1 protein-coding gene is annotated in these 813 nt (G+C 68.4%); it reads right to left on the bottom strand.

The window, feature by feature from the left end:
• The coding region (locus BFF77_RS32345) for a citrate/2-methylcitrate synthase (protein WP_281196676.1) at nucleotides 1-553 on the bottom strand (553 nt) is incomplete at its 3' end.
• Between the last annotated feature and the right edge of the window lie 260 nt (nucleotides 554-813).

Consider the following 813-nt stretch of genomic DNA (forward strand, 5'->3'; position numbering starts at 1 on the left):
ATGTGAAGGCCGTCGACGCGTTCATACCGTGCTCGGCGGCCGAGGTCCAGTACGCGTCGACGGCCTTCACATGCCGGGGGTCCGGCTCCCCGCGCCAGCGGATCATGAAGCGCTCGACGACCGTCCGCGCCTTGTCGATCTCCCGCTGCGGCACCATCGGCAGCCCCTGGCCGCGGGCCGACTGGGCGACGTACGAGAGTGCCATCACGGCGGCGCGCGCCAGTTCGTCACGGGCGGTGCGCTCGTCGATGTCGAGCAGCGGTTTCAGGCCCCACACGGGCGCGAGCATCGCCAGCGCGGACTGCACGTCCACCCGGATGTCACCCGAGTGGACCGGGATCGGGAAGGGCTCGGCGGGCGGCAGCCCGGGGTCGAACGCGCCGTCGACCAGCAGGCCCCACACATTGCCGAAGGAGACCTGCCCGACCAGGTCCTCGATGTCGACGCCGCGGTAGCGGAGTGAGCCGCCTTCCTTGTCCGGCTCGGCGATCTCCGTCTCGAACGCGACGACTCCTTCGAGACCGGGTACGAAGGAGGGATCGATGTCGGACATCAGGCGGCTCCTCATGATGTGTGCGACGGATGGTCACCCCGGGGTGGATGCCTCCGTACAGCAGCGGTCCGAGAGGCAGGAACGATAGCCTCTGGTGTACGAAGGCCACAGAGGCCCACCCCAAGATTTTGGCGAGTTCCGCTGATGCGGGGAAGCGTGATAACCGGCACACTGCCAGACTTCGTCCGCCGAGGATTGGCGGCACTCAGTGCCGGGCACACTAGGGCCACTCGTCGGGTCGTCCGGATCCGGCCGGATCC

Source organism: Streptomyces lushanensis (assembly GCF_001700515.1).
Lineage (GTDB): Bacteria > Actinomycetota > Actinomycetes > Streptomycetales > Streptomycetaceae > Streptomyces > Streptomyces lushanensis.